The following is a 25,452-nucleotide window of genomic DNA, read 5'->3' on the forward strand; positions in this document are numbered from 1 at the left end:
GAGGTTGTGGGTAATGGCAAAGAGGGGTTTCTGTGACGATCTTTGTGTGGGGCGGTTCTGTTTTTTTGGCTTTACTTAGGAGCATGCATCTGTGTTGCTCAGGGCTGGATGAACAGCTGGAACAGGGGGTATGAAAAAATAAATTTGGCAGTTAGCTAAAAATATTAGTAAATTGCTAACTAAATCAGTTAGCTATGTCATACGCCGGAAAAAATCTCCGTTACCTGCGCAAGCTGCGCGGCTGGACACAGGAAGAATTTGCCAACAAACTCAAGATCAAACGGTCATTGGTGGGTGCATATGAAGAGGAACGTGCGGAACCCCGACTGGAAGTGATGGAACAGATCTGCAGCACGTTCAAACTGAGCCTGGAGGATTTCCTGTTCAAGGACCTCTCGGCCCCCAAAGCGCTCAGTTACCTGGAAAAAAGAAGGCAGCTGAAAATGGTGAACGAAGTGGCCGAGATCCGCTTTGTGCCGGTAAAAGCTGCCGCCGGTTACCTGGCCGGTTATGGCGATCCTGAATTTGTGGATGAACTGAACACTTTCACCCTTCCCATGCTGGGGCCCGGTCAGTACCGCGCTTTTGAGATCGTGGGTGACAGTATGTTACCTACCCCCAGCGGCAGCGTGATCGTGGGCGAAAAAGTGGATGACCTGGAAGATGTGAAGAACAGCAATACCTATGTGGTACTGTCTAAGAACGAAGGTGTGGTATATAAGCGCATCATGAAGAACAACCGCCTCAAGAACAAGATCACCCTGATCAGCGATAACCCGCAATACGAGCCCTACCATGTCAGCGCCGAAGACGTGCTGGAAGTATGGAAAGCTGTTTACATCATGCAGAAAGCCAATACCGGTCCGCGTTGGGACGTGAACCAGCTGGCAGGTATGGTGAACAACCTGCAGGAACAGGTGAGCAGCCTGAAAAAGAAACTGAATTAAGGAACGGATAAGGTTCTTTTGTCATATTCACAAAGCAGCTTGAACAAAGCTGCTTTGTTTTTTCCACTCATATATTTTTCGCAGACACAGCTACTGCAATCCTTACTTTTGCGCCACCTTACAAAGCATGAGAAACATACTCACGATTATTGCCATTGCCATTACTGCCATTGTTTCTGCACAGGAAAAGAAACTGTCTGCCCTGCGCATACAGTCGCCTGTCAAGATCGATGGCCTGCTGGACGAAAAGGTCTGGAGCCAGGCCCAGCGTGCCGAAGGATTTGTTTCCAATATGCCCCATTTTGGAGAACCCGCCTCACAGAACACCCATGTATACGTGCTGTACGATGACCAGGCCGTATATGTTGGCGCCTACCTGTTCGATGTGATGCCCAAGATCCGCAAACAGCTCACCTCACGCGATGGGGAACAACGCAAGGATGTGGATTATTTCAGCGTATTCTTTGATACCTATAACGATGACCAGAACGGTTTCCAGTTCCTGGTGACCTCCCGTAATGTGCAGTCTGATGGCAGACTGGTGGCCAGCATGGTCTCGCAGTTCGGCCTGCCCACCGATTACAGCTGGGACGCTGTTTGGGAAAGCAGTGTAAAACACCAGAAAGACGGCTGGTCGGTAGAAATGAAGATCCCTTATTCAGCCCTGCGTTTTGCGAGAAAAGAAGTGCAGGACTGGGGTATCAATTTCCAGCGGTATATGCGCCGCACCAATGAGAGTGTATTCTGGAACAAAGTGGATCCCGCACAGGGAGGTTTTGTGAACCAGTTCGGTGCATTGACGGGTGTGGACCATATCACACCGCCTTTGCGTTTGTCATTTCTGCCGTATATCACTTCGGGTTTCAGAACGGTGCCTTATGCCAACGGTTCCAGGAAAACAGATTTCCTGCGCAATGGGGGTATGGACGTAAAATACGGCATTAACGAGAGTTTTACACTGGATGCCACGGTGATCCCCGATTTCGGACAGGTGGTGTCTGATAATGTGGTGCTGAACCTGACACCTTATGAAGTGCAGTTCCAGGAGAACCGTCCTTTCTTCACCGAAGGCATCGAACTGTTCAACAAAGCGGGCCTGTTCTATTCCAGGAGGGTAGGTGGCACACCAGCGGGGTATGCTGCCGTGAGAAATATGGTGAACAGCGATCCCAACCTGGAGATCGTTTCCAACCCGGGTGTTACACAGCTGATCAATGCTTCCAAATTCTCGGGACGTACCAAGAAGAAACTGGGCATCGGTGTGTTCAACGCCATTGGTTCGCCCATTCATGCCGTGATCGAGGACAGGACCACCAAAGCAACCACCACCATTGAAACAGAGCCCCTGACCAATTACAATATCCTGGTGCTTGACCAGGCTTTGCCCAACCGTTCATCGCTCACGTTCACCAATACGAACGTATGGCGCAGCGGCGGCAGAAGGAATGCGAACGTATCCGGTGTGGATGTGAACCTGTTCGATGCAGGTAACCGACACAATTTTGCCTGGTCGGGTAAATTCAGCCAGATAGCGGGTGTAGAAAAATATACCGGCTTCAGCAGCGCCATCAGTTATGGTAAAGTGAGCGGCAAACTGCAGTACCTGGTATCCAACAGCATCAAGTCGGAACGGTATGATCCCAACGACCTGGGCATCCTGCGTTCGCCCAATGAGGTCTCTGCTGTGGGCAGGATCAGTTATAACAGTTTCACGCCCACCCAACATTTCCTGAGTTATAATTACAGCCTCAGCGTCTTACCGGTATACCTGTTCAAACCGTTCCGGTTCTCGAACTATGTGTTGCAGGGAAAAGCTTTTTATTTCTTCAAGAATTTCTGGGACATCACGTTCAACGCTAACTGGCAGCCCGTATGGCAGCGCGACTTCTTTGAACTGCGCACCCCCGGCAGGGTCATGAAAAAAACGCCTTACTGGTATATTGGCGCCAACGGCAGCAGCGATAGCCGCAAACGTTTTTTTATGCGTTACCAGCTGGGTTTTGCAGAATCGCCCTTGCCACAGGACCCGTATTTTACCTGGCAGATCGGTCCACGTTACCGGTTCGATGAACATTTCAGCCTGGACCTGGATATATCCGGTGTAAGTGATCGGGGTAACTATGGGTTCGCATTCAGAGAGGCTTCCGGTGAACCGATCGCGGGCAGGCGTGAGATGAAGAGCCTGACTTCCATTGTGAATGCGATCTATAATTTTTCTCCGCGCATGAATGTATCCATGCGGGCCAGACATTACTGGAGCAAAGTGACGTATACCCAATTCTTTAACGTGGATGCCAACGGCGACCTGTTGCCTCATGCGTTCGTGAACGGCCAGGACCAGAACTTCAATGCCTTTAACCTGGATATGTTCTATACCTGGGATTTCAAATACGGCAGCAAACTCATCATCGGTTATAAGAACTGGCTGGGTACCGATTTCCCGATCAATGGTATGAACTACAAAAGTTACCTGGGTAACCTGGGACAGGTGTTCCAGCAACCGCATGGCAATGAACTCACCGTGAGGCTGATCTATTACCTGGACTATCTTAGCCTGCAGCAGAAGAAACCCAAGACATAGTCAACTTAACCGAAAATATCTTTCGCCAACCGGAACGTATTGCAGTGAGCTTCCACGATGGTCCGTACATCGGGTGAGTAACCGCCGCCCATGGCAACCGTAACGGGGATGCCGTGTTGGTGCAGTGTTTCGAATACAAAAGCATCGCGTTGTTTACAGCCGGCCAGGCTCACTTTCAGTTTGCCGAATTTATCGGTATCCAGTATGTCAACGCCGGACAGGTAAAAAGCGAGATCGGGTCTCACTTCATCGATCAGTTTGGGTAGGGTCTCGGTCAATATGCTGAGATAGGTAGCTTCATCGGTACCATCGGGCAAAGGGATGTCCAGGTCGGATCGTTCTTTGTGAAAGGGATAATTATGTCCGCCATGCATACTGAACGTGAATACCCTGGATTCGTTTTCAAAAATGCTGGCCGTACCATTGCCCTGGTGTACATCCAGGTCAATGATGAGTACCTGTTTGACCACTTGTTGTTGCAGTAGATAATTGGCGGCCACGGCCATATCGTTCAGCAAACAGAAACCTTCGCCACGGTCCCTGAATGCGTGGTGGGTACCACCTGCCACATTCAGCGCGCAGCCCGACCGCATGGCCCGGTAACAGCAGTCAATGGTTCCCTGTGTAATGATGCGTTCACGTTTGGTCAGTAAGGGCGATTGCGGAAATCCGATCTTGCGCTGCTCGGAAGCGCTCAGTGTTTGCTGCTCCAGTTTGTTGATATATTCCCGGTCATGTGTCAGCAGCAGGATCTCATCTGAACAGGCTTGTGGAGAGAATAACTGTTCCTGTTCGATACTTCCTTCGTGCAATAACTGCTCCGGTATCAATTCATATTTCAGCATCGGAAAACGATGACCTTCCGGAAGCGGGTGTGCGTATATAGGGTCGTAGGCAATACTGATCATGTAACAGGAACTAATGTCTGGTTCACAATGGCGTAAATGGTATCCGTTTTTTTCTTTTTCACGATGGCCAGCCCGCTGAACTTACTGAATGCGGGAAGGATCGCGCTGTTTTTTCCGAAATAGAAACAGGGGAACTGGAGGCTTTGTTTGCCCAGCCCGTTGATATGTATGCCGGGATGCAGGTGTCCCGAAAAAATATACTGATCGTTCTGATCCGCAACTTCTTCCGGATCGTGTACAAAACCGAAACCGCCTATGGAATAGGTTCCGGTAACAACGGAGATGGCTGCATCTGTATACCAGTTTTCTGACAGGATATCGTGATTACCTTTTACCAGGATGAGATCGATGGGGCCCAAGTCCTGTCGCCATTTTAGGAACCAGTCCATCTCTTTGTTGGCAACACTGTGAAACAGGTCGCCCACGGCAATGATCTTGCTGGGTTTGAAATGGCCGATCTGGTCTACCAGCCGCTGCAGGTCTTCCCGGTACACCTGCTGTGGCACAGCAATACCATGTTTGCGAAAATGCCCCGTCTTGCCGAAGTGCAGGTCGGACAGGATCAATGCCTGTTCCTCTTCCCAAAAGATACAGCGTTGGGGAGATAACCAGAACCGGTTGTTGCGGACAGTATGTAACACAGGGGCCGTCATGGTGCGCAAAGATAAAGGCTAGGCTCTTGCAAAGGGTGCCGCATGTGTGTAGGATGACGGGTGCTGTTCATTTTTCCAGTTGTGCCTGCATTTTGCGGACCCTGTCTTCCAGTTTCTCGGATGAATAGTGGTTCCGGTTCAGTCCATCCACGATGATCGGGAAGGAGAGTGGCGTCAGCTGTTTCGGGAACCGGAGCACGATGTTGCTGTGATCATGGATCCGCTGCATGGCCATACGCAGTCTCACTTCATCCATCTGCTGCATCAGTACTTCCTGGTAGGCCTGTTTCAGCAGGATATTGTTGGGCTCGTATTCTTCAAACACTTTGAACAGCAGGGAGGCAGATGATTGCAGGTGCCTGGCTTTTTTACGCTCTCCCGGCATGCCCTGGAAGATGAGCCCGCCGATCACAGCAATATCCCGGAATTTTCGCCTGGCCATCTCGGTACTGTTGATGCTTTTCTGGATATCGGCAAGCAGGTGATCGGTAGAGAATAGTTCACGCACATTGCTGTCGTCAACGGGTACTGGCTGGTCACTCAGCAACTCAAACCCGTAATCATTCATCGAGATGGAGAACGTGATGGGCAGGGATTGACCAATGCGGTAAGCCAGTATGGCGCTGAGGGCCTCATGCACCTGCCGGCCCTCAAAGGGATAGACCAACAGGTGAAAACCATTTTTGTCCTCTATCTGTTCGATCAGTAATTCATCATGTCTTGGGATATGCGAGAGTTCCTGCTGCAGTTCAAACAGTCCATGCAGGCTTTGCAGTTCTATCTCGTCCTCATCGTGCAGGGCTTTGTCGAAGGTCTGGCGCAGGATCTGTCCCAGGTTGGCGGTCAGGCTCATGCGCCCGCCCATCCAGGAGGGTACGATGGATTTTTTTGAACGGGAAACGCGTACCAGTACATCCATTTCCCTGATCATCACCAGTTCCAGGTTGCGCCCGGCCAGCGTGAACACGTCTCCGGGTTCCAGGCGGCTGATGAACCATTCTTCGATGACACCGATATACCCGCCCTTCATCAGTTTCACTTTCAGCATGGCATCGCTGACGATGGTGCCGATATGCATGCGGTGCCGCATGGCAATGCGGCGGTTCCTGATCACGTAACGGCCATCCTCTATTTCCACTTTTTTATATTCATCGTATTGCTGCAGGGCTTTGCCGCCGATGGTCAGGTGCAGGAGGATGTCCTGCCATTCGGTTTCGGTGATGTCTGCAAAACAATGGGTGCTTTTGATCTCCCTGTACAGTGCCGCCTGTTCAAAACCTTCGCCGATGGCCAGTGTGCAGAGCCATTGCAGCAATACGTCAAAACAGAGCAGCAGGGGTTCGCGGCTTTCGATGGCCATTTCCCTGATGGCTGTTTTCAATGCGGCCACTTCCAGCAGTTCCAGTGAATGGGTGGGCAGGAAATAGATCCTGCTCTGTTCGCCGGGTCTGTGGCCGCTCCTTCCGGCACGTTGCAGGAAACGCGCGATGCCCTTGGGTGAACCTACCTGTACCACTGCATCCACCGGCCTGAAATCCACACCAAGGTCGAGACTGGAAGTGCAGACCACGGCTTTCAGCTTCTCGGTGTGCAAAGCGTCTTCCACCCATAACCGGAGTTCCTGCTCAATACTTCCATGGTGCAGGGCGATGGCTCCGGCCAGTTGCGGGGCAACGGTCAGCAGGGTCTGGTACCAGGTCTCACTCATACCCCTTGTGTTGATGAAGATGAGTGTGGTCCTATTCCGTTCGATGATGGGAACCAGCTTCTCGGCCAGTTTGATACCGAGGTGACCGGCCCAGGGATATTTCTCGATCTCATCGGGCAGGATGGATTCTACTATGATCTCTTTGTTCACCTGCGCACGGATGATGACACCTTCTTTTTGCAAGGGAGCCAGCAATACATCTTTGGCTTCCGGTAAATTACCGATGGTGGCGCTGATACCCCATACGCTGACAGCTGTTTTGCCGGGTGTTTCTTGCGAACGTTGACAGTTCACGATGCGGCTGATGGCCAGCTCTACCTGTACGCCGCGTTTGCTGCCCAGTAATTCATGCCATTCATCTACAGCAATGATGCGCAGGGAGGCGAATAAGTCGGGATATTGTTTCTGCGCCAGTAACAAGTGCAGACTTTCGGGGGTGATGATGAGCACTTCGGGCATGTTCTTTTTCTGCCGGCTTCTCTCGGCCGTATCCGTATCGCCGTTACGGATGCCCACCCGCCATTGCATACCCAGTTCACTGATCACTTCTTCCATGGCGCGGCCGATATCTTTGGCCAATGCCCGCAGGGGGGTGATCCACAGCAGTTGTAACCCATTGTTCTTTTGGGTAAGGTAGCGGTCCGGATGCTCGTTGATGAACTGTATCAGCGAAGCCAGGAATACAGAATAGGTCTTACCACATCCGGTAGGTGCATTTACCAGGCCGCTTTCACCCTGAAAGATCTGCTGCCAGGCCTGCTCCTGGAAAGCGAACGCATGGAAACCCTTGCCCGTAAGCCATTGGTCGATGATCTGGTATCCTTTGCTTTGCTGGAGTTTCATGTGGTAATGCCCGTAGTGATGCAGGCTACAATTTACAGGATTCTGTTGCAGCAGGGGTTGCTCAGGCGCTGCTTTTCTGTTTTTTCTGCATCCGGCTGCGGTCGCTGCAATACTGTACCTGCTCCCAGTTATGGGCCCATTTCTTTCGCCAGCTGAAAGGGCGCCCGCAGGTCTTGCATAGACGGGTGGGCAGGTAAGACTTATTGGCTTTGGAGGCACACATACCTGTTACAACAGCTGCTGCAGGGATTGGTTGACTCAATTCACCGATTTCAGTTTGCCGTCTATTTTGCGGATCAGGTAGAGTTTCTTGTTCTCCAGGTATTCTGTGGACGGGGTCTCTTTGCCGGAGCTCACGGGTTGTATGTCGAAATCGTTGAAGACCTTGTATTCCTTGTCGGATAAATGATCCTTCAGTCCCTCACCATATTTCAACAACAGTTTGGTGAAACGATAAAGCGATTCAAATCCTTTGAATACCATATCGCTGGCGCGGCCCGCATACCGGGCTTTGTATCTCTCGCTGAGTTGCATGCTGAGTTTGTCCTGGCGGGAATAGTTGTAAGGGGTGGTATACACCATATCGATGCCATTGCCGATATCGCGCAAGGCATCCCAGGTGGGCATACCGATCACGGCTGTTGTATAAGCTTTGGAACTGCTCAGTGCCCGGGATAGATTCAAACCGAAGGTCTCGTTCAGTGTGCCGCAGATCACCACGTTGCGCTTGGTGCTGTCGAGGTAAGCGGTCACCTGTTGCACGCTGAAACTATCGGTCAGTTCTACGGCCTTTAATTTTACGGGAACTCCGCGGGTCTGTTTGTTCAGGTTGCCGATGATGTTCTGTATCAGGTCTTCCACATTGCCTTTTCTTCTGAACAGGATCACATTATCAAGTGGGTAGGTCCGATGTACGTATTTATATACGGCTTCAATATGCGCAGTGAGCGTGGGATTGAGCAATACAAAATTCGGATTATCCGTAATGCCGCCATCATTGGGATAGGTGGATGAGATGAGCAGGATGTTCTTCTTCTGCGCAAAATCTGCCAGGGGCCTGATCTCATTGCGGTTATTGAAGGAAGCGATCAGCAGCGATACATCCTGTAATGCGGGCTGTGCCAGTAGCTCTTCGAGTGAGCTGTTGGGGTTTTTCGTGTCATAGATCTGCACTTCTGCTACCGTTCTTTCGGCATTCAGTGAATCGATGGCCAGCATGACGCCATTGTAAAAATCAAGTCCCGGCAGCAGGTATTTGGGAAGGTTGCTCTTGCCCAGTTTATAATTCTCTCCTGCAAAGGCCGAATCAATATACAGTGGTGCGAAGACGGCTACTTTCACCGGCCTGGCAAGACTGTCCTGGGCCCTTGTGTGCAACAGGGACCAGAGACAAATGACCAACAGTATGACCTGTTTCAGGTATCGCATACAAACAGTTTGTGCAGCGGTCTATTCCCACTCGATGGTTGCCGGTGGTTTGCTGCTGATATCGTATACCACGCGGTTGATGCCCCGAACATTATTGATGATCTCGTTCGAAATATGTGCAAGGAATTCATAAGGCAGATGTGCCCAGTCTGCCGTCATGCCATCCACCGATGTTACGGCGCGCAGGGCCACGGTGAATTCGTAGGTCCTTTCATCGCCCATCACACCCACACTTTTTACGGGTAAGAGGATGGTACCTGCCTGCCATACGGAATTGTAGAGATTGAATTCTTTGAGCCCCCTGATATAAATATCATCTGCTGCCTGTAACAAAGCCACTTTCTCCTCGGTCACTTCACCCAGGATACGGATGGCGAGCCCTGGGCCTGGGAATGGGTGGCGGTTGATCATATCTGCGGGGATGCCCAGTTCCAGTCCCACTTTGCGCACTTCATCCTTGAACAGGAAACGCAGGGGCTCCACCAGGTCCAGGTGCATGATATCGGGCAATCCGCCCACATTATGGTGCGACTTGATGGTCTGTGAAGGTCCGTGTACGCTTACGCTCTCGATCACATCGGGGTAAATGGTTCCCTGTCCGAGAAACTTCACACCTTCCACTTTTTTCGATTCTTCATGGAACACATCAATGAACAGTCCACCGATCACTTTCCTTTTCTGTTCCGGGTCGGTCTTGCCTTTGAAGGCATCGTAGAACAATTTCCGGGCATCGATGCCGGTCACGTTCAGGCCAATGGTATGGTAAGTGTCCAGTACCTGCTGGAACTCGTTCTTACGCAGTACGCCATTGTCTACGAAAATGCCATGAAGCCTGTCGCCGATGGCCCTGCTGATGAGGGTGGCGGCAACGGTACTGTCGACCCCGCCGCTCAGTGCCATGATCACATGACTGTCGCCGATCTGTTGTTTCAGTGCTTCCACGGTCTCGTGTACGAATGAAGCGGGTGTCCAGTCCTGTTGGCAACCACAGGTATGTACCAGGAAATTATTGATGATCTTTTTGCCTTCTACGGAATGGTATACTTCCGGGTGGAACTGGATACCATATAAAGCTTTGGTATCGCTGCCGGTCTTGCGGAAGCCGGCCACCGGTATGCTTTCGGTGGTGGCCAGGATCTCGAAACCTTCGGGTAACTGGGTGATGGAGTCGCTGTGGCTCATCCATACCTGTGATTGTTCGGCCACCCCTTTGAATAAAATATCCTCTTTTTGGATATGCAGTTTGGCACGTCCATATTCTCTTTTATTGGATTTGTCCACCCTTCCGCCGAAGAGTTTGGCGGTGAGCTGTGCACCGTAGCAGACACCCAGTACCGGCACCTGCTGTATAAAAGCCGCCACATCCACAGAAGGCGCTTTTTCTTCGTTCACGCTGAAAGGGGACCCGCTCAGGATGATCCCTTTCAGACCGGGTTCAATGGTGAAAGATTTCTGGTAAGGAATGATCTCGCAGAACACATTGGCCTCACGTACGGCCCGGGCGATCAACTGGGTGAATTGGCTTCCAAAATCGAGAATGAGTATTTTTTCTGTCATGCCTGCGAAGGTAACAGAATTTTTTAAGGCAGGAACCCGGTTGTACGGTTGCAAATGGGGATAAAGGGCATCCGGGTAAGCAGGCTTTTGTTTAATTTACCGTTCCAAAACCAACCTTATGAAACACATTCTTCTTTTTCTTACTGTGATAATGCTGACGCTCAGTTCCTGCCGTTGGTTCGGCTATAAACGGGTGGTGGGTAATGGACGCCTCACCACGCAGGAACGTTCGGTAAGTCGTGCAGAAAGGATCAAACTGGCGGGCAGTTTTGATGTGGAAATCACGCAGGGGCCCGCTACCTCCGTAAAAGTGGAAGCGGATGAGAATATCCTGCCTGTGATCCTGACCCGTGAGGAAGATGGGTTCCTGCTGATCAAAACGAAGGAACATTACAGCATTTCTACAGATAACCCCATCAAAGTATACATCACCACTGCGAAGATGGAACAGCTGCAGCTTGCGGGCAGCGGTAACATCATCGGCAAGAATAAATTCACGGGTGGTGATAAGCTGACCCTGAAGATCGCCGGTTCCGGTGATATCAAACTGGACGTGAACACCCCAAGCATCGAAGCCGAGATCGCCGGCAGCGGTTCCATGACCATGAGCGGCGAAACCCGCGACCAGCGGATCCGCATCAGTGGTGTGGGAGATTACAATGCAGACGAACTGAAATCGGAGAATGCAGTGGTGAAGATCGCCGGCAGCGGTAATGTCAAACTGTTTGCTGCAGCTACGCTGGATGTCAATATTGCGGGTGTAGGATCTGTGTTTTACAAAGGAGCGCCCACCATCAAACAACAGGTGGCTGGCAGTGGCGAAGTGAAGAAGATGGAATAATAAAGCGATACCCGCTGCTGTATCAACTGGTTACCAGATAAATGGTACAACGAACAGCATTTTTGTTTATTTTGAGCAGTAATCTAACTGCTGCATGGTTGTAAAACATAGAATTTTATTAGTTGAGGATGAAGCGAAGTTGAGCAAGATTATCCGGGAAGAGCTGAATGCGAACGGATACGATACGGATATTGCTGCAGATGGACTGGAAGCTTCCAAACTCTTCAACCAGCATGCGTATGCATTGGTGCTGCTGGATATCAATCTGCCTTATAAGAATGGTTTTGTGTTGTGCCGTGAATTCCGCGAACAGAACAAGAAAGTGCCGATCATCATGCTCAGTGCTGCGGGTGAGATACATGATAAGGTGGAAGCGTTCAATATCGGCGCCGATGACTATATCGTAAAACCTTTTCATTTTGTTGAGCTCTTTGCCCGCGTAAAAGTATTTCTGAAGCGATCAGAACTGCCGGCGCAAAAGGATAAGCTCTTCGTGGAAGATATGGAGATCAATTTCCTGAACAAGACCGTGACCAGGGCCGGTGTGAACATACCGCTTACGGCCAAGGAATTCACCCTCCTTACTTTGCTGGCCAGGAACCGCGACCGCGTGATCTCGAAACAGGAGATCCTGGAAAAGGTATGGGACCTCAGTTTTGATACCGGCACCAATACCATTGAAGTGTATATCAGTTTCCTGCGCAATAAGATCGATAAACCGTTTGCCCATAAGCTGATCCATACCAAACCGGGCTTCGGGTATTATATCAAATAAACCCGCCGGCAATGAACCTGAAACTGCGCTTTGCCCTGCTGTTCACTTTCTTTGTTTCGGTGATCCTGTTGGTTTCCTGTATTGCCATCTATGTTCTTTTTTACCAATCGCGTGAGGATGATTATTACAAGCGTGTGGCCAAAGAGGGCATGGAAGTGTATAATATCTTCACCGATATCAAAAAAGAGGACCGCCATGTAGCGTACAAGCTCATCAAGGAGATCCACGACAAGGCCCTGTTCTATGAGCAGGTATTCATACTTGATTCGGCCGGCGCTCCCATATTCCGGTTCCCGGATACCATTCACATACCACCGCTGGCGTATCCTTTGTTGCGGATACAGAAGGAGAAAGAGATCCGCAGCATGGATCATGCGAGGAACCAGCAGGTGGCCATGTTCATGCCGGAAACGAATTCCTATGTATTCGTATCCGGTTTTGATAAACAGGGTTTTGCCAGGATCGGTTTTCTACGCCTGATCCTGGTGATCGTATTCTTTGGCGCCATGGCTTTGTCTATACTGATCTCCTTCCTGTTTGTACGGCAGGCCGTAAAACCACTGAAGGACCTGGCCAACCAGATGACGAAGACCACGGTGCAGAACCTGACAGAACGGGTTGCTGAAACGTCTGCCAATGATGAGATCAATGAGATAGCCCGGAATTTCAATGCCATGCTGGAAAGGCTGAATAAATCCTTCGAGTTTCAGAAGAACTTTGTATACCATGCTTCGCATGAATTGAGAACACCGCTGGCCATCATGTTATCAGAGACGGAATCGGCGCTTTCGAAAGAGCTGTCGCCGGCCGGTTATAAAGAGACCCTGTTATCGCTCAAGGAAGAGCAGCAGGAACTGATCGAACTCACCAACTCGCTGTTACTGATCTCGCAGTTCGAACAGATGGATTTTGAGGAAGACTGGCCCCGCCTGCGGATTGATGAACTGCTGTATGAGACCGTGAGCAGCTGCAAGAAAATGTTACCCAACCTGGTGGTGGAGGTCATTTTTGCCAACGTGCCGGAGAACGATGATGATTTCATGGTGCGGGGCAATGAGTCGCTGCTGAAATCGGCATTCACCAACCTGATCAAGAATGCCTATACCTATTCTGTTGACCAGAAAGTGATCATTACCATTGACTCCAGTGGTGAATCTGTGTTCATTCATCTCGATAATTCCGGCACACAGTTACCGGTGGATGAGAAAGAAAGCATCATGGTGCCCTTTTTCCGGGGAAGTAATGCACTTACCACAAAGGGATACGGTCTGGGTCTCTCCATTGTATACCGTTTCATCGCCATCCACAAGGGTACGGTGACCTATTCACCCATCTCCAACGACCAGAACCGTTTTACCGTGATCCTGCGTAAGGCTTCGGCGGTAACAGGGTAGGGACATAAAAAAAGCCATCCGCTTGGTACGGGTGGCTCTTTTCAAAAAGATATTCAAGGATTAAGCGATCGCAGCCGCTTTTTTTGTCAGTTTGCTTTTCAGGTTGGCAGCTTTGTTCTTGTGAATGATGCCACGCTTAGCCAGCTTGTCGATCATGGAAACCACGTTGGGTAAGCTTTCTTCGTAAGCCTTCTTCTCGGCGGTTGCTTTCAGGTCGCGGATCGCATTACGGGTTGTTTTTCCGTAGTAACGGTTACTATCGCGACGCTTGGTAGCTTGTCTCACATCTTTCTTGGTAGCTGAATGATTTGCCATGTATTGTTTTTTTCAGGACGGCAAAGGTAATACCTGGAAAGCAATTTTGGAAATTTATATCCAAAATATATCCAAAAAATATAGAAAACACTGAAAACCAGCTTTTCACACCCAAAACCCGGTCAGTTCCGGCGATCCGGACCGGTTTGCCGGCAGCCGTAAATCCAACCTTGTTTTGGGCTATTTCGAGTTCCGGTCTTTTCCGTATCAAACGCCATTTTAGGCTTTTTTTCTGCCCCCAATGACCGATATTTGCTCCCCATTCGATCAAAGCAGCACAAAATCTCACAATGAAAGACTTCTCATACATTACGAATTCTCACCCTGCGTATATAGAAAACCTGTATCAGGACTTTGTGAAGGACCCGGCCAGTGTAGATCCCGACCTGAAAAAGTTCTTCGAGGGCTTCGATTTTGCGGTCAATCATGGTTTGGGAGGAACATCGGCAGCAAGCACTGTACCGGCAACCGGAGATTCCGGTATCGACTGGATGCGCGAACTCAGGGTGTACCGGCTGATACTGGGGTATCGGAACAAAGGCCATTTGCTGGCCAGGACCAATCCCATCAGGCCCCGGAAAGACAGGGGCGCCAACCTGGAACTATCATTCTTCGGACTGACGGATGCGGATATGGATGCGGTATTCCAGGCGGGAAACCTGCTGGGACTGGGTGCCACCACTTTACGAACTATCCTGGCTCATCTGGAGCAGGTGTATGCCAATCATGTGGGTATCGAATTCAAATACATCGGCGACCAGGAAAAAATTGACTGGTTGACGAATGAAATGGAGAAAGAATTTGCCAGACCCATTCCGCTGGCACAAAAAAGAAGGATCCTGGAGAAACTGAACCAGGGTGTGATGTTCGAGAAATTCCTGCACACGAAATATATCGGTCAGAAACGTTTTTCGCTGGAAGGCGGGGAGACTACGATCGCGGCACTGGATGCCATCATCAATGTAGCGGCCAATAACGATGTACAGGAAGTGGTGATCGGTATGGCACACAGGGGCAGGCTGAACATACTGGCCAATATCATGGGTAAAACCTATGAACAGATATTCAGTGAATTTGAGGGAACGGCCACCATGGACCAGACCATGGGTAGCGGTGATGTAAAATACCATATGGGTTATGGAAGTGAAGTGCAGACGGCCGATAATAAGACCATGCACCTGAAACTGATGCCCAACCCATCGCACCTGGAAGCGGTGGACCCGGTGGTGATCGGTTTTTCGAGGGCCAAGGCCGATGTGTTGTACCATAGCGATTTTGATAAGATCTTACCGATCCTGATCCACGGGGATGCCTCCGTAGCCGGGCAGGGCATTGTGTATGAGGTATTGCAGATGAGTAACCTGCGAGGATATTATACAGGGGGGACGATTCATTTTGTGATCAATAACCAGATCGGTTTCACCACCGATTTCGACGATGCCCGTTCTGCTGCTTATTGTACTTCAGTTGCAGCCATGGTGCAGGCCCCGGTATTACACGTGAATGGCGATGATGCAGAAGCTGTAGTGAAATGTGCCGAGATCGCTACCCGTTACCGCGAGAAATTTAACAGTGATATTTTCATCGATATGGTTTGCTACCGCAGACATGGCCATAACGAAGGTGATGACCCGAAATATACCCAGCCGCAGCTGTATGCCCTGATCGATAAACACCAGAACCCGAGAGAGAGCTATACACAATACCTGATTGAGAACGGCGAAGCGGATGCAAGGGAACTGGCCAAAGAAATGGAGAAGAAATTCTGGGCCGACCTGCAGGAGCGACTGGATGAAGTAAAACAGAATCCCCTACCTTACCATTACCAGCAACCGGAACTGGCCTGGAAAAGTCTTCGAAAAGCCAGACCGGAAGATTTTGATGCATCACCCAATACGGCGATCAGTGAAGAAGATGCTTATAGCATGTTCCATAGCCTGATGAAATGGCCCGAAGGTTTTCAGCCATTGAAGAAAGTGGAGAAATTATTGCAGGACAAGATCAAAGTGCTGGAAGCGGAACAGAAGATAGACTGGGCTACGGCAGAGCTGATGGCCTATGGCTCGATCCTGCTGGAAGGTAATATCGTGCGGATGAGCGGACAGGATGTGCAGCGCGGAACTTTCAGTCACAGACATGCCATTCTGCGGGATGAGAACACCAACAAAGGCTACAACCGCCTGAACCACTTCCGTGAGAACCAGGAGAAATTCAGGATCTACAATTCATTACTGAGTGAATACGGGGTACTGGGATTTGAATATGGGTATGCCCTGGCCAATCCCAACGCATTGGTGATCTGGGAAGCGCAGTTCGGAGATTTCTCAAATGGCGCACAGACCATGATCGACCAGTTCATTGCAGCAGGCGAACAGAAATGGCAGCGCCAGAATGGTATGGTCATGTTACTGCCGCATGGCTACGAAGGGCAGGGACCAGAACACAGCAGTGCCAGAATGGAGCGGTTCTTACAGATGTGTGCCGAGCTGAATATCGTGATCACTAATATCACTTCTGCCGCCAACCTGTTCCATTCGCTGAGACGCCAGCTGGCCTGGAGTTTCCGCAAGCCGCTGATTAACTTCTCACCCAAGGCCAACCTGCGTAACCCGGTTACATACAGCCATATCAGCGAATTCACCAAAGGCGGATTCAGAGAACTGATCGATGACAGTTTTGTAACGGATGCTGCTGAGGTAAAAAAAGTATTGCTTTGCACCGGTAAATTATATTTTGAACTGGCCGAACGCCAGCAGAAAGAGAACCGCCGGGATATTGCGATCATACGACTGGAGCAGATCTATCCGCTGCCACAGAAACAACTTGACCTGTTGTACAGGAAATACAGCAAAGCCACCTGGTTCTGGGTACAGGAAGAACCGCTGAATATGGGAGCTGCCTCATTCCTGCAGATGAACCTGAAGTCGATCAACTTTGGTGTGATCAGCCGGAATGCGAGTGCATCCACCGCAACGGGTTATCACAAAGTACATGTACAGGAACAGGCAGAGATCATTGAAACAGCATTTTCGATTTAACGATAGACCATACAACCAACCACAAACTGAAATAATTTTTTATGATCGATATCAAAGTACCCACCATCGGTGAATCCATCAGCGAAGTGACCCTGTTGAAGTGGACCAAACAACCCGGCGAATGGGTTGAACGCGACGAAGTGATCGCCGAACTGGAAAGTGAGAAAGCTACTTTTGAGGTGAATGCTGAAAAAGCCGGTATCCTCCAAACCCTCGCCAAAGAGGGTGATACGCTGCATATTGGTGATGTATTGGCACAGATCGATGAGACGGCTGCCAAACCGGAAGGAGCGCCTGCCAGGGAAACGGCACCGGTAGCTGCCGAGCAGAAACCGGTAAGCAACCAGGCACCGGTCACTTCAGTACCCAATGATATCAAAGCCACACCTGTAGCTTCTGCGATCATTGCCGATAAAAAAGTGGACCCTGCTTCCATCAAACCTTCCGGTACCGGTGGCAAGATCCTGAAACATGATGTGCTGGATGCGTTGAATAACCCCGGTAAAAAAGCATTTGCCGGTAACGAACTGTTCACCCGCGTAGTGCGCCAGGAAAAAATGAGTAACCTGCGCAGGACCATCAGCCGCAGGCTGGTGGAATCCAAGAATACCACGGCCATGCTCACCACGTTCAACGAAGTGGACATGACACGTATCATGGAAGTACGTAAACAATACAAGGATAAATTCAAGGAGCAACACGGTGTGAACCTGGGCTTCATGAGCTTTTTTGCCAAAGCCTGTGCCATTGCCCTGGGCGAGTGGCCTTCTGTGAATGCATACATCGACGGCGATCATATCATTTACCACGATTATGCCGATATCAGCATTGCAGTGAGCACTCCACGCGGACTCACTGTTCCGGTAATGCGTAATGTGGAAAGTCTGGGTATGGCCGATATTGAAAAGAAAGTAGTGGAACTGGCGGGCAAAGCCAGGGATAGCAAACTGACCGCAGAAGAACTGCAGGGCGGTACATTCACCATCACCAATGGGGGTGTGTTCGGCAGTTTGATGAGCACACCGATCATCAATATCCCACAGAGCGCCATACTGGGTATGCATAAGATACAGGACCGCCCGATGGCCATCAATGGCCAGGTGGTGATACGCCCGATGATGTATCTGGCGCTGAGTTACGACCACCGCATCATCGACGGAAAAGAGAGTGTGAGCTTCCTGGTGCGTGTGAAAGAACTGCTTGAGAACCCCGAACTGTTATTGATGGGCAAGGATCCCGTTAAGACCCTGTTGCAAGTATAAAACGGAACCGCTGAGAATACCGTTAAGAATGCATCACTTATATTTGAGCCTGTTGCCGGTTGGTAACAGGCTTTTTTAATCAGCTGCGATAGGGGACCCATGCGCTACCAATCTTATTTCAATACGGCAGTATCGCTTATCCGTGCATATGACGGATCGGTTCCCCTTGTACATTTCCTGAAGAAATATTTTGCAGAACACAAGAAACACGGCTCGCGAGACCGGAAACTGATCTCCCATCTCTGTTATGGTTACTACCGGCTGGGTCATGCAGTAAAAGAACTGGAGACAGCGGAGCGACTGAAAATAGCCATCTTTCTCTGTAATGAAACGGCAGGGGACTGGGCCTTCCTGTTCGAAGAGGACTGGCTGGCTGTATGGGCTATTCCGATACCGGAAAAGATACACTGGTTACAACAGAAATACCCGGCGTTCTCAGCAGCTTCGATCTTTCCCTGGACAGAAGCGTTGAGTGAAGGGATTGATCAGGAAGCTTTCATCCTTTCTCATTTCATCCAGCCGGACCTGTTCCTGCGGATCCGTCCCGGGAAAGAAAAACAGGTGCTGGCCAAACTGCGGGAACAGCAGATCGTTTTTTCGCAAATGACGGATACTTGTCTTGCTTTGGCCAATACCACCAAAGTTGATTCAGTGCTGGATATAGATAAGGAGGTAGTGATACAGGACTACAGTTCCCAACAAGTGGCCCGCTTTCTCTCTCTTACCACTCACCACTCCCCACTCACGAAAACAACCGTCTGGGACTGCTGCGCCGCCAGCGGCGGAAAATCTTTGTTGGCCTGTGATGTATTGCCCGGTATTGAATTGACCGTATCAGATATCCGCCCGAGCATTCTCAGGAATCTCAAAGAGAGATTCAATCGGGCAGGCATCAAACATTACCGATCTTTTACCGCAGACCTTGCTCAGTCGCCTTTCACTGCCTATCACGCACCTTACCACATGGTTCTCTGCGATGCGCCTTGCAGTGGCAGTGGTACCTGGGGACGTACACCTGAACAATTGTTTTTCTTCACCCGGGAAAAGATCACAGCTTACGCAGATCTGCAGCAAAAGATCATTGCCAATGTGCTGCCACAGGTAGCAAAGGGCGGCTACCTCCTGTACATTACCTGCTCCGTATTCAAACAGGAGAATGAGGAACAGGTGCAGTTCATCCTGCAACAGGGTGGGTTTGAACTCGTGAAAATGGAATTGCTGAAAGGGTACGACCGGAAGGCGGATTCTATGTTTGCAGCTTTGTTGAGGAGGGGTTAAAGGAGGTTAAAGTGGTTAAAATGGTTAAAGCAGTTAAACTTGATCAATGGTTTACCATTCTCTCTAACCCCTTTTAACCATTTTAACCCTTTTAACTATTTAAACCAATTTAACTAACCCCTATCCCACAAGTTCCCCACGCTGAATAATGCCTCCGCCTATCACATCATTACCTTCATAAAATACAGCACTTTGTCCCGGTGCGATGCCTTTGACGTTCTCGTAGAAACGTGCGCGGATACCGTTATCGGCAGTGTATAGGTTGCTGAGGGCTCCTTTGTCTTTGTAACGGATCTTGGTAATGGCTTCCATACCATCGTTGATGCCATCGTATTTGATCCAGTTGATCTTGCCGATGAGCATGTCGTTCTGCTCCAGGTCCTTTTCATCGCCCAGTACCACGGTATTGTTCTCCGGGTTGATGGCCGTAACATATACCGGGTGGCCCATGGCTATTTCAAGTCCCTTGCGTTGCCCGATGGTATAAAAGGGATATCCTTTGTGTTTGCCCAGTTTTTTACCGGTCTTGTCTATGAACCAACCTCCGTTCACTCTTTCTTCCAATCCTTCCACGCGGTTCTTTAAGAAACCACGGTAGTCGTTATCAGGCACAAAACAGATCTCGTAGCTCTCACTCTTCTTGGCCAGTTCGGGATAACCCAGGTCCACGGCCATCTGGCGGATCTCCGATTTCCGGTAACCTCCCAATGGCAGCAGGGTGCGGCTCAGCAGTTGCTGGTCCAGTCCCCAAAGCACATAACTCTGGTCCTTGGTCTCATCGAGTCCTTTGCTGATCACGTAACGGCCATTGTCGTGCTGGCGTATCATTCCGTAATGTCCTGTGGCGATGAACTCGCATTCCAGTGCATCGGCCCTTTTCAGCAGTGCGCGCCATTTGATATGCGTGTTGCACATGACGCAGGGATTGGGAGTACGGCCTGCCAGGTATTCGTCCACGAAATTCTCGATCACAAAATCGCCGAACTCTTCGCGTATGTCCAGGATAAAATGCGGGAAACCGTGGTGAACGGCCGCCTGCCTGGCATCGTTGAATGAATCGATATTACAGCAGCCCGTTTCCTTGCTGCTGGTGCCACTGCTGGCATAATCCCATGTTTTCATGGTGATGCCCACCACTTCGTACCCTTCGTTATGCAACATAAGGGCCACTACGGTACTGTCGATACCGCCGCTCATTGCCACTAAAACCTTTCCTTTCCGGCTCATATGCTGTGTTTTTCATCCCGCAGAGCGGGAAAGCGTGAATCTGCAAATTTAAAACAAGTATCGGTAAGAACCGGCCAATCCGGGGCCGGCGGTATTTCGAAAGCGGAAAAAAATGGGCGCCTCGATCTAAAACAGTGGTTATTAGATAGTAATACCAGCTGGTTCTCTGGTTTGCTGGGGGGCAGTTACTCCCAAGTTATACAGTGAAAAAGAATTGGATTATGCGGTAAATACGCTTTTCCCTTAATTTCATTCTCCCGATATTTAAAAAAATATGATGTTATGATAAAGCTTCAGGTAATCGGCAACCTTGGAAAGGATGCCATTGTGAACAATGTGAACGGAAAAAATGTGATCAACTTCACCGTCGCCCATACAGAAAGATATAAAGATGCTCAGGGTAACCAGAAAGACAGGACCACTTGGGTGGACTGTGCTTACTGGACCGACAGGACTGCCGTAGCCCCTTATCTGAAAAAAGGGACACAGGTATATGTGGAAGGGCAGCCTGATGTGCGTACCTACACCACGCAGGATGGTCGCCAGGGTGCTACTTTAACCCTGCGCATTCTAAGCGTGCAGTTACTGGGCAGCCGTCCTAATGAAGGTGGCGGATCAGGCAGTTACCAGCAACCGCCGGCAGCTTCTTATTCGCAGCCAGCAAGTTCTGCACCTGCCGCTTCTGATATTACAGAGCCGTTGGATGACCTGCCGTTCTAAGAACGGATCCGATGAACTTGAAAAGGAGATGTGTCAACGCGCATCTCCTTTTTATTTTATCTTAGGGAATCATTTGAGCATATGAAAAAACTGGTGCTTGTTCTATCCGGACTGTTCATGATACTGTTATCATTGGTGGCGCAGACCACAAAAATGAATGTGCAGGTATTGGTGGTGGGCGGAACCACGGGTGGCACTGCCGCCGGCATACAAAGTGCCCGCAGTGGCGCCAAAACACTGATCGTGGAGCAGACTCATTGGCTGGGAGGTATGCTGACCGCTGCGGGCGTCAGTTGCACAGATGGTAACCATGAATTGCGCAGCGGTATCTGGGAGGAATTCCGGCAGTCTTTATACCAACATTACCGGACCAATAACCTGTTTGCCGGATGGGTGAGTGAGACCTGTTTTGAACCGCATGTGGGCGACAGCATCTTTAAAGCCATGGCCGGTCATGAACCTAACCTGCAGTTAGTATACGGCTGGTATTTTGATAAGGTACTGAAGCGGGGTAATAAAGTGACCGGAGCTTTTTTTGTAAACAGCAAGGGAGAGAAACTGGAAGTGACGGCAAGCGTTACGGTAGATGCCACAGACCTGGGCGATGTGTTTGCAGATGCCGGTGTGGCGTATGACCTGGGAACAGAAGACAGTATACAAAGCGGGGAGCGGATCGCACCGGGGAAAAGCAATGTGATACAGGACCTTACCTGGGCCGCTACCCTCAAAGATTTTGGTAAGGGAGCTGACAAAACCATACCGGCTCCGCCGGGATACGATGCTGCCAGGTATTACTGCAGTACCAGTGAGGCACCCTGTACGGGTCAACCGTATGCACTGAACACGCAGAAAGTACTGGATTATGGAAAACTGCGGGTGTCGAAAGGCGCTCCTGACAAATACATGCTGAACTGGCCGGCACACGGTAACGATGCTTACCTGGATGTGGTGGAAATGAAACCGATGGATAGGGAAAAGGAATATGCAAAAGCGAAGAATATCACGCTGGGTTTCCTGTATTTTCTGCAAACCGAATTGAAACAGGCACATATTGGCCTGGCAGAAGATGAGATGGATAAAGGTTTGGCATTGGTTCCCTACAACCGCGAAGGAAGAAGGGTCAGGGGAGAAGTTAGATTGAACATCGATCATATCCGGTCGCCCTACGACTATACTTTATACAGAACCGGGATTGCGGTAGGTGATTACCCGGTAGACCATCACCATGCCCAGTATCCCGGCAAAGTGCCTCCCATACCTTTTCCCAAAGTGTCCTCCTTCAATATCCCGCTGGGTGCATTGTTGCCGAAAGGGGTGGAAGGATTGATCGTTTGTGAGAAGGGTATTTCAGTAAGTAATATCGCCAATGGCACCACCCGTTTGCAGCCGGTGGTGTTACTGACCGGCCAGGCAGCGGGAGTAATGGCTGCCAAAAAAGCGTTAGGAAAGGAAAAACAGTTCGCCAGCGGTATCCGCATAAGGGAAATACAGCAGGAGCTCTTGCAGAACAAATGTTACCTCATGCCTTTTGTGGATGTACGCGTTGATGATCCGGCCTGGCCGGTCATTCAATGGGTGGGTTTGAAGGGACTGATCAAAGGGGTTGGCAAAAGTATTGACTGGGCCAACAAGACCTATTTCTACCCGGATAGCCTGATGCTGACCAGTGAAATGATGGATGGCTTTACCAGACTGTACGAACTGGAAGGGTATAAGGAAGCCCATAAAACTCCCTATGTGAACCTGGCGCAGCTGCTGAAACTGCACCAGCATCTGAAACAGGCCAATACGGTGATAACCGATGCGGAAGATGCTAAACTCCGCGATATGCTCACAAACCTGAAATCCTTTCAGCTGGTGAAAAAAAGCAACCAGGCTCCCTTGACCAGGAAAGAAGCTGCGATCTATCTCGATTATCTGTTTGGCAGTTTCGACAAAGATGTTTGCCTGGATGGGACTTTCTGCGCGGCTTTGAAATAAATACCGACCAGGTATAAATACGTAGTATTAATACATGCCTCAGTCGCTCGGCTCTGCCGAGTGACTGTTATACCTTGGCTTCCAGCCAAAGCGATAGCCAAAATCCCAACTAAAGCTTCCGCCAAGGCCTCTATCATGAGTGAACTCCGCAAAGCCAATTACGATGCCGTTTTCTTCCTCACCCTCACCGTTGTTGGATGGGTAGATGTATTTACCCGGAAACAGTATTGCGAAGAAATCATAAAAAATATAGCCTACTGTCAACAGCACAAGGGACTGGAATTATATGCCTATGTGATCATGAACCATCATATGCATTGGGTGGCCGGGCAAAAAGAAGGCAGGTTGAATCATCTATTAAGGGATTTTAAAAGTTACACCGCCAAACAGATGCTTGCGATGATCTATGAAGGAGATACAGAGAGCAGAAGAGATTGGATGAAAGTGGTTTTTCAATACCATGCCAGGTTTCAGAAGCAGAATGCGGAGCATATGTTCTGGCAAAAGACCAATCATCCGATCGATTGTTTTAATGGTAAAGTGTTAAGGCAGAAGATCGATTATGTTCATATGAATCCTGTTCGGGCCGGATGGGTGACAGAACCATGGCATTGGTGGTATAGCAGTGCCAATCCAAGATCGCCGCTTGTTGTGATGGATATATGAATGAACTAATGAAGAATAGAATCAATCAATAATTTTGCGGCCTGAGGCCGGGGGATAGGGGTCACTCGGCGGAGCCGAGCGACTGCTGCTGCAGGCAGCAGTTAGTGGTAAAGAATGTATCTTCGGCAACCGATGGGGTTGTCTGAACCCTTTTATTTTGAAAAGTTTAGTTCCACTGTATGTATTCCTACGATCGTTTATACCGGTTCACTTATGACGTATTCAAAAGCATGGGCTGTTCTGAAGAACATGCCGCTATGGCTACCCGCGGTCTGATCGCTGCCGATATCCGTGGCATCGACAGCCATGGTGTGGCAAGGTTAAGCGGATATGTTCGTTTGTGGGAAGCCGGGCGCGTGCATGCGACCCCGACTATCCGCATCGTTCATGAAACGCCTTCCACTGCAGTGGTGGATGGGGATGCGGGACTTGGACTGGTAGTGGCACCTTTTGCAATGCAGGTGGCTATTGATAAAGCCAAAGTTGCGGGTACCGGTTGGGTAAGCGTGCGTAACAGCAATCATTTTGGTATTGCCGGCCACCATGCCATGATGGCGCTGGAACAGGATATGATCGGTATGGCCATGACCAATGCCAGTGCCCTGGTGGCGCCCACTTTTTCGGTGGAGCGGATGCTGGGCACCAATCCGATTGCAGTGGCTATTCCGGCAGGTGAACAGCCTCCCTTTGTAGCTGATTTTGCTACGACCACCGCTGCCAATGGTAAACTGGAAATATTACAAAGGAAACAGGCAGATGCCCCATTGGGTTGGGTGCAGGACCAGCAGGGACATCCTTCTACCGATGCCAATATCTTAAAGAAACAAGGGGCGTTATTACCATTGGGTAGTGACCGTGATCATGGCAGTCACAAAGGGTATGCCCTGGGCAGTATCGTTGATATTTTCTCAGCGGTGTTGAGTGGTGCTTCCTATGGTCCGTGGGCGCCCCCATTTCCTGCCTATGTTCCCATGCCGGAGCATATGCCGGGTGAGGGATTGGGTCATTTCTTTGGCGCCATGCGGGTAGATGCGTTCCGTCCCGCAGAGGAATTCAAACAGCATATGGATAACTGGATCGCGCGTTTCCGTTTGGCACGTCCTGCGGAGGGCCATGAAAAAGTATTGATCCCCGGTGATCCGGAAAGAGAGATGGAAGCCATCCGGATGAAGGAAGGTATACCCCTGGTGGATAGCGTGGTTACAGAGCTGGAGCAGCTGGCCAAACGTTTCTCGCTTACCTGGTAGTGCAACGGATGCAGTTACCTGCACATTGTTACTGGAATTTTTTGGGTATCCCCCTAATATAAGCTAACGGCTGTTCACAAAATC

At 50.0% G+C, this 25,452-nt stretch carries 20 protein-coding genes; 12 read left to right on the forward strand and 8 right to left on the reverse strand.

Features of this window, described 5'->3' with window-relative positions; all coding sequences use genetic code 11:
* The first annotated feature begins 194 nt into the window (after window positions 1–194).
* Entirely contained in the window at window positions 195–947 is a 753-nt protein-coding gene (locus ACH3Y6_RS07860) for a helix-turn-helix domain-containing protein (protein WP_490835046.1), read from the forward strand.
* A 127-nt stretch (window positions 948–1,074) separates the two neighbouring features.
* A complete protein-coding gene (locus ACH3Y6_RS07865) occupies window positions 1,075–3,528 on the forward strand; it encodes a DUF5916 domain-containing protein (protein WP_490835047.1) in 2,454 nt (817 codons plus the stop codon).
* A 5-nt stretch (window positions 3,529–3,533) separates the two neighbouring features.
* On the opposite strand, the gene ACH3Y6_RS07870 is transcribed toward ACH3Y6_RS07865, so the two are convergent.
* The 6 genes from ACH3Y6_RS07870 to guaA form a co-directional block, all read right to left on the reverse strand.
* On the reverse strand, window positions 3,534–4,436 hold the full coding sequence (locus ACH3Y6_RS07870) for a histone deacetylase family protein (protein ID WP_490835048.1): 903 nt from the start codon (window positions 4,434–4,436) through the stop codon (window positions 3,534–3,536).
* Window positions 4,433–5,089: a ligase-associated DNA damage response endonuclease PdeM gene (gene pdeM, locus ACH3Y6_RS07875; RefSeq protein WP_490835049.1), complete on the reverse strand. Its 657-nt coding sequence runs from the start codon at window positions 5,087–5,089 to the stop codon at window positions 4,433–4,435. Before pdeM ends, ACH3Y6_RS07870 begins: the two co-directional genes overlap by 4 nt.
* Window positions 5,090–5,156: 67 nt before the next feature.
* The gene (locus tag ACH3Y6_RS07880; RefSeq protein ID WP_490835050.1) at window positions 5,157–7,640 is read right to left on the reverse strand and encodes a ligase-associated DNA damage response DEXH box helicase; all 2,484 of its coding nucleotides are present in this window, start codon (window positions 7,638–7,640) and stop codon (window positions 5,157–5,159) included.
* A gap of 61 nt (window positions 7,641–7,701) precedes the next feature.
* The gene (locus ACH3Y6_RS07885; protein ID WP_490835051.1) at window positions 7,702–7,902 is read right to left on the reverse strand and encodes a DUF2256 domain-containing protein; all 201 of its coding nucleotides are present in this window, start codon (window positions 7,900–7,902) and stop codon (window positions 7,702–7,704) included.
* Window positions 7,899–9,068 (reverse strand): ABC transporter substrate-binding protein, encoded by a 1,170-nt coding sequence (locus ACH3Y6_RS07890; RefSeq protein ID WP_490835052.1) that lies wholly within the window; start codon window positions 9,066–9,068, stop codon window positions 7,899–7,901. The genes ACH3Y6_RS07885 and ACH3Y6_RS07890 overlap by 4 nt, the downstream gene beginning before the upstream one ends.
* A gap of 21 nt (window positions 9,069–9,089) precedes the next feature.
* Window positions 9,090–10,625, reverse strand: a complete 1,536-nt coding sequence (gene guaA / locus ACH3Y6_RS07895; RefSeq protein ID WP_490835053.1) for a glutamine-hydrolyzing GMP synthase — start codon at window positions 10,623–10,625, stop codon at window positions 9,090–9,092.
* A 118-nt stretch (window positions 10,626–10,743) separates the two neighbouring features.
* Between guaA and ACH3Y6_RS07900 the strand changes: the two genes are divergently transcribed.
* The 3 genes from ACH3Y6_RS07900 (at window position 10,744) to ACH3Y6_RS07910 (ending at window position 13,635) form a co-directional block, all read left to right on the forward strand.
* Window positions 10,744–11,466, forward strand: coding sequence for a head GIN domain-containing protein (locus ACH3Y6_RS07900; protein WP_490835054.1), 723 nt, complete (start codon window positions 10,744–10,746; stop codon window positions 11,464–11,466).
* Between the two features lie 94 nt (window positions 11,467–11,560).
* Window positions 11,561–12,241: a response regulator transcription factor gene (locus tag ACH3Y6_RS07905; protein ID WP_490835055.1), complete on the forward strand. Its 681-nt coding sequence runs from the start codon at window positions 11,561–11,563 to the stop codon at window positions 12,239–12,241.
* 11 nt (window positions 12,242–12,252) lie between these two features.
* Complete coding sequence (locus tag ACH3Y6_RS07910) at window positions 12,253–13,635, forward strand: ATP-binding protein (RefSeq protein WP_490835056.1); 1,383 nt, start codon at window positions 12,253–12,255, stop codon at window positions 13,633–13,635.
* 60 nt (window positions 13,636–13,695) lie between these two features.
* On the opposite strand, the gene rpsT is transcribed toward ACH3Y6_RS07910, so the two are convergent.
* Window positions 13,696–13,950, reverse strand: a complete 255-nt coding sequence (gene rpsT / locus ACH3Y6_RS07915) for a 30S ribosomal protein S20 (RefSeq protein ID WP_490835057.1) — start codon at window positions 13,948–13,950, stop codon at window positions 13,696–13,698.
* A 290-nt stretch (window positions 13,951–14,240) separates the two neighbouring features.
* Between rpsT and ACH3Y6_RS07920 the strand changes: the two genes are divergently transcribed.
* From ACH3Y6_RS07920 to ACH3Y6_RS07930, 3 genes are all read left to right on the forward strand, one after another.
* On the forward strand, window positions 14,241–16,988 hold the full coding sequence (locus ACH3Y6_RS07920) for a 2-oxoglutarate dehydrogenase E1 component (protein ID WP_490835058.1): 2,748 nt from the start codon (window positions 14,241–14,243) through the stop codon (window positions 16,986–16,988).
* Between the two features lie 41 nt (window positions 16,989–17,029).
* Window positions 17,030–18,250, forward strand: coding sequence for a 2-oxoglutarate dehydrogenase complex dihydrolipoyllysine-residue succinyltransferase (gene odhB, locus ACH3Y6_RS07925; RefSeq protein ID WP_490835059.1), 1,221 nt, complete (start codon window positions 17,030–17,032; stop codon window positions 18,248–18,250).
* Window positions 18,251–18,349: 99 nt separating this feature from the next.
* Complete coding sequence (locus ACH3Y6_RS07930; protein WP_490835060.1) at window positions 18,350–19,528, forward strand: RsmB/NOP family class I SAM-dependent RNA methyltransferase; 1,179 nt, start codon at window positions 18,350–18,352, stop codon at window positions 19,526–19,528.
* A 120-nt stretch (window positions 19,529–19,648) separates the two neighbouring features.
* Here ACH3Y6_RS07930 and mnmA read toward each other — a convergent pair whose 3' ends face one another.
* Window positions 19,649–20,755: a tRNA 2-thiouridine(34) synthase MnmA gene (gene mnmA / locus ACH3Y6_RS07935; RefSeq protein ID WP_490835061.1), complete on the reverse strand. Its 1,107-nt coding sequence runs from the start codon at window positions 20,753–20,755 to the stop codon at window positions 19,649–19,651.
* Between the two features lie 282 nt (window positions 20,756–21,037).
* Here mnmA and ACH3Y6_RS07940 point away from each other — a divergent pair, with 282 nt between their 5' ends.
* The 4 genes from ACH3Y6_RS07940 (at window position 21,038) to ACH3Y6_RS07955 (ending at window position 25,368) form a co-directional block, all read left to right on the forward strand.
* Complete coding sequence (locus ACH3Y6_RS07940) at window positions 21,038–21,475, forward strand: single-stranded DNA-binding protein (protein WP_490835062.1); 438 nt, start codon at window positions 21,038–21,040, stop codon at window positions 21,473–21,475.
* Window positions 21,476–21,556: 81 nt separating this feature from the next.
* The gene (locus ACH3Y6_RS07945; protein ID WP_490835063.1) at window positions 21,557–23,455 is read left to right on the forward strand and encodes an FAD-dependent oxidoreductase; all 1,899 of its coding nucleotides are present in this window, start codon (window positions 21,557–21,559) and stop codon (window positions 23,453–23,455) included.
* A gap of 135 nt (window positions 23,456–23,590) precedes the next feature.
* Window positions 23,591–24,121: an REP-associated tyrosine transposase gene (locus tag ACH3Y6_RS07950; RefSeq protein WP_490835064.1), complete on the forward strand. Its 531-nt coding sequence runs from the start codon at window positions 23,591–23,593 to the stop codon at window positions 24,119–24,121.
* A 179-nt stretch (window positions 24,122–24,300) separates the two neighbouring features.
* Window positions 24,301–25,368: an Ldh family oxidoreductase gene (locus ACH3Y6_RS07955; RefSeq protein WP_490835065.1), complete on the forward strand. Its 1,068-nt coding sequence runs from the start codon at window positions 24,301–24,303 to the stop codon at window positions 25,366–25,368.
* The last annotated feature ends 84 nt before the right edge of the window (window positions 25,369–25,452 follow it).

The organism is Sediminibacterium sp. FW305-C-269, assembly GCF_058231045.1.